This window comes from Nonomuraea rhizosphaerae (assembly GCF_019396405.1).
Classification (GTDB): Bacteria; Actinomycetota; Actinomycetes; order Streptosporangiales; family Streptosporangiaceae; genus Nonomuraea; species Nonomuraea rhizosphaerae.
The window spans coordinates 1-4,759 of record NZ_JAHKRL010000084.1; the positions used below are offsets into that span (position 1 = coordinate 1).

Annotated in this window: 5 protein-coding genes; 2 read left to right on the forward strand and 3 right to left on the reverse strand. The window is 69.3% G+C overall.

Annotated elements, in window-relative coordinates:
- Positions 1-1,534, forward strand: a 1,534-nt coding sequence (locus tag KME77_RS03970) for a sensor histidine kinase (RefSeq protein ID WP_219462025.1), incomplete at its 5' end; no start/stop codon positions are given.
- Between the two features lie 19 nt (positions 1,535-1,553).
- Positions 1,554-2,219, forward strand: a complete 666-nt coding sequence (locus KME77_RS03975) for a response regulator (protein WP_219462027.1) — start codon at positions 1,554-1,556, stop codon at positions 2,217-2,219.
- A 6-nt stretch (positions 2,220-2,225) separates the two neighbouring features.
- Here the strand turns inward: KME77_RS03975 and KME77_RS03980 are convergent, their stop codons facing one another.
- The 3 genes from KME77_RS03980 to KME77_RS03990 form a co-directional block, all read right to left on the reverse strand.
- Positions 2,226-2,450, reverse strand: a complete 225-nt coding sequence (locus tag KME77_RS03980; RefSeq protein WP_219462029.1) for a hypothetical protein — start codon at positions 2,448-2,450, stop codon at positions 2,226-2,228.
- A gap of 241 nt (positions 2,451-2,691) precedes the next feature.
- Positions 2,692-3,489, reverse strand: coding sequence for a putative protein N(5)-glutamine methyltransferase (locus KME77_RS03985; protein ID WP_219462030.1), 798 nt, complete (start codon positions 3,487-3,489; stop codon positions 2,692-2,694).
- Positions 3,490-3,822: 333 nt separating this feature from the next.
- On the reverse strand, positions 3,823-4,221 hold the full coding sequence (locus tag KME77_RS03990) for a hypothetical protein (protein WP_219462032.1): 399 nt from the start codon (positions 4,219-4,221) through the stop codon (positions 3,823-3,825).
- Positions 4,222-4,759: the final 538 nt, after the last annotated feature.

A 4,759-nucleotide genomic window follows, 5' to 3' on the forward strand; every position in this document is an offset into this window, starting at 1 on the left:
GCTCGGCGTCTCACGACGCGGCAGGTTCGCGCAGGTCATGGGGCGCGGCGTGGGTGTGACGGCGGCCGCGCTGTCCGGCTCGATCGACGTGCACCTGGTGCCGCACGAGGCGGCCGCCACCCCTCGCGGCCCCGCGCGCTCCCCGGCGGCGCTCACCCGCGACCGGCGGATCGCCGGCTGGGCCATGGCGCTGCTCGCGGTGCCGCTGCTCACCGCCGCCATGCTCGCCTTCGCCGACCGGCTCACGCTGCCGAGCGAGATCCTGTTCTTCCTGCTGCTGGTGGTCGCCGTCGCGCTGGTCGGCGGCATGTGGCCGGCGCTGACGGCGGCGGTGCTCGGGTTCGGGCTGCTCAACTGGTTCTTCACACCGCCGCTGAACACGCTGACCATCTCCGAGCCGGAGAACCTGCTCGCCCTGTCCGTCTTCGTGCTCGTCGCCGCCATGGTCAGCAAGGTCGTCGACCAGGCCGCCCGCCGCAGCAGGGAGGCCGCCCGCTCGCGCGCCGACGCCGAGGTGCTGTCCACGCTCGCCGGTCACGTGCTGCGCGGCGACGCGGCGCTGCCGTCGCTGCTGGGCAGGCTCAAGGAGGCGTACGGGCTGGCGTCCGTCACCTTGCTGGAGCGCGACGGCGACGCCTGGCGCGTGGTGGCCACGGCCGGCGGCCCGCCCTGCACCTCGCCCGGCGGCGCCGACACCGACGTGATCGTGGACGACGACCTCGTGCTGGCCGTACGGGGGAGGCCGCTCGACGCGGCGGACCGGCAGGTGCTGGAGGCGTTCGCCGCCGAGTCGGCCGTCGCGCTGCGGCAGGAACGCCTGCGCGAGGAGGCCGGGCGCGCCGGGCCGCTCGCCGCGGCCGACCGCATGCGCACCGCGCTGCTCGCCGCCGTCAGCCACGACCTGCGCACCCCGCTCGCCGCGGCCAGGGCGGCGGTCGACAGCCTGCGCGGCGGCGACGTCGCCTGGACCCCCGAGGACCGCGCCGAACTCCTCGACACGGCCGGGGAGTCCCTGGTCAAACTGGACCGGCTGGTGGAGAACCTGCTCGACATGAGCCGCCTCCAGGCGGGCGTGCTCGGCGTCACGCTGGAGCCCCTGGCCGTCGAGGACGTCGTCCCGCGAGCCATCGCCGACCTCGGGCCGCTGCGCGAGCGCGTGGACGACGTGCGGGCCGGCTCCGGGGAACTGCCCGAGTTCATGGCCGACGCCGCGCTGCTGGAACGAGTCCTGGTGAACCTGATGTCCAACGCCGTCCGCTTCAGCCCGCCGGGACATGACGTCATGGTCTCCGCCAGCTCACACGGCGAGCACGTCGAGATCCGCGTCGTCGATCGGGGCCCAGGCATTCCGCCGGAGGCGCACGAACAGGTCTTCCTGCCGTTCCAGCGGCTCGGCGACCGGTCGGGCGCGGGGCTGGGACTGGGGCTGGCGCTGTCGCGCGGGCTGACCGAGGCCATGGGCGGGACACTCACGCCCGAGGAGACGCCAGGAGGGGGCCTGACCATGACCGTTTCCCTGCGGAGAGCGCCTTGACCAGGATGCGGAGGGCGTCTTGACGCGCGTGCTGGTCGTCGACGACGAGCCGCAGCTCCTGCGCGCGCTGCGGATCAACCTCGCCGCCAGGGACTACGAGGTGGCCGTCGCGCCGGACGGCACCGCCGCGCTGCGCCAGGCCGCCGACTGGCACCCTGACCTGGTCATCCTTGACCTCGGCCTGCCGGACCTCGACGGCGTGGACGTCATCCAGGGCCTGCGCGGCTGGACGAGCGTGCCCATCATCGTGCTCTCGGGCCGCACCGGCAGCGCCGACAAGGTGGACGCGCTGGACGCCGGCGCCGACGACTACGTGACCAAGCCGTTCGGGATCGACGAGCTGCTCGCGCGCATCCGCGCGGTGACACGCCGCACGAAGCCCTCGGAGGAACCCGCGACGGCCCAGCTGGGAGATCATCTGGTCGACCTGGCCGACAAGACGATCTCGGGCGGCGTACGGCTGACGCCCACGGAGTGGCACTTCCTGGAGCTGCTGGTCCGCAACCCCGGCAAACTGGTCAGCCAGCGGCAGCTGCTGAGCGAGGTGTGGGGGGAGTCGTACGTGAGGGAGACCCACTACCTGCGGCAGTACATGGCGCAGCTGCGCCGCAAGCTGGAACGCGATCCGGCACATCCCCGGCACCTGCTGACGGAGCCGGGAATGGGCTACCGCTTCCAGCCCTGACCCTGTTCAGTCTTCGCCGAAGTACGTGACCGTCTCCTCCAGCGGGTCCGGGAACGTGTCGCACTCGCGGCAGTCCTCCTCGTGCATCCAGCGAGAGATGCTCCGTGAGGACTCGTCGTCGATCTCGGCGATCCTGTGTCGTTGCGGGAGTTTGTCCAGGTACATGGCGGCGGCGGACAGCTGTACGTCATCCCCCATGTCGTGGCTGATTTCGTAGAGTTGATAGATCATGGGACTCACGTCTTGGTGATCATTTGCGTGGTTCTGCGGACGGCCCATGCGGCCAACGTGACGCCGAAGATGAGCTGGACAGCACGCATCCAGGCGGTCGAGGTGTCGTCCACATAAAGGACGACACCTAGCCACATGATGCTGAATCCCCCGACCAGGAGGATTGCTGCCCAGTTCAAACCCCGTTGCCACATATGCGCAGTCTTACAGCCGGGCGGCCAAGGGAGGGTAAGCGTCTGGTTTAAGGCTTTTGGGGCTTGGTTCCCATGACGACGGTGGCGTTGAGCTCCTCGTCGGCCGCCACCTGCGGGACCAGCCCGGCGGCGGCCATGGCCTCGGCCGTCGGCGGTGCCTGGCACTCGCTCGTCTCGACCAGCAGGCGTCCCCCCGGCGAGAGCCAGACCGGCGCTTCGGCGATCACCCTGCGTACGACGTCGAGCCCGTCGGCGCCGCCGTCGAGCGCCACCAGCGGCTCGTGGACGCGCGCCTCCGGGGGCAACAGCCTGATCGCCTCGGTGGGGACGTACGGGGGGCTGGCGATCAGGACGTCCACGCGTTCCCGGAGACTCGCCGGCAAAGGGGCGTAGAGGTCGCCCTCGTACACGTGGGCGTTCATGGCGGCCAGATTCCGGCGCGCGCATCGTGCGGCGGCCGGGTCCAGGTCGGTCGCGTACAGCTCGATGTCACCCAGCAGCTTGCCGAGCGCGGCGCCCATCGCCCCCGAGCCGCAGCACAGATCCAGGACGACGGCGGGCGAACGGCCCGTCTCGGCCGCCTTGCCGATCAGGAACTCCGTGCGGCGGCGCGGCACGAAGACCTCCGGATCCACCGCTATGCGCAGCCCGCAGAACTCGGCCCAGCCGAGGACGTGTTCGAGCGGCAGACCGGCGACCCGCTGGTCGACCATGGTGCTGAGATCGGACGGCGTGCGCGCCGTGGAGAAGAGAAGCTCCGCCTCGTCCTCGGCGAACACACAGCCGGCGGCACGGAGCCTGGTGACGATGGCGGATTGGTGGACAGGTGACGGGAAAACCGACATGAGCGCCTTTCACAATGCCGATGAGCGCTCCCTGGTCCACCTGTGCGTCAGGTGGACCGCGCAACCCTGAGGGGGAGCACCCAGCCTGCTGTCGCGGTAATGGGTCTCACCTCCTCAGTCGGTCCACTGCTGGTGACGGCAAGATTACCTGACGCCGGGTCGGGCACGCTAAGGGCGGCTTCCGCCTGTTTGGACGTGTTTGCGGCGCGCTTCTCAGGTGGCTTCCACTGGCTTCCACGGGCGTGCTTCTGGCGAGGGGCATGCCTTCGCGAAGGCGTGGCCTCCGGAGGTGTGCTCCCAGAGGCGTGCTTCCGAAGGTGTGCTTCCGGGATGTCAGCGGGGCAGCGTGCGGGCGGTGCCGACACACCGCCGCGCGCGCACTCCCCGAGGCCGGCCCTTGGCGGGCTGCTCCAGGCAGGCCAGCAAGGCGGCGGCGGCGCGCGCGTCCGACAGGATGCGCTGCACGGCCTCCCCGTCCTCGGGCAACTGGCCACGCTCGGCGAGCTCGTGCTTGAGGAAGGCCAGCGGCTCCGGCGCCTCCACCGTGTCCGCCGCCACCGTGGCACGGGCGGCCGTCAGCAGGCGCAGGTAGTACGTCCGGAGGACCGCCTCACGCATCCGGGCGTGCTCCAGGTCGTCGATCAGTGTCCTGGCGACTCTGAGAAGGTCTCCAGCATGAGTGGCATCGTCGGCAAGGAAAGCGCGGATGTCATCGAACTCCGAGCGGGTCATTGCGGACACCTCCAGGGGCACAGTCTGCTCGTACATACTTCGTACCGACATGAGATTGCGGATGACTTGCTTTCCGCTTGTCTTCCCCATGTCGCCCACTTCCTCCAGACCAGCCTGGTGAGGTTGGTGTGGTTTGAGCATCTGGTGGGCAGGGAAGGACCTCACGATTACCTGAGTTGCGCGAAGCACGGGTGGACGGCTGCTAGAGTTGCTCAGGCAGGGCGGCAAGGGGCTCAGGGAGTCCCGGAGATGCCCGGCACATCCCACTTCTTCCTGGTTCGTCCGGTTGATTCGCATCTGTCCGGATGGGCTGGTAAGTTAGAGGGGTTGTCCCGGAGATGGGACGGAGGCCAAGCGGGCCGGTTTGACACCGGATCGGATGGCTGAAAAGATTAAGACATAACAAAACGAAATGTGCGCCTCTCGCGGTTCGGGGAGTTCGCGTCCGTTTCTTGAGAACTCAACAGTGTGTTAAAAGCCAGTGCATGATGCACAAACCCCGTCATGTTTCATGATGACGGATTCCTTTTTCAGTTGG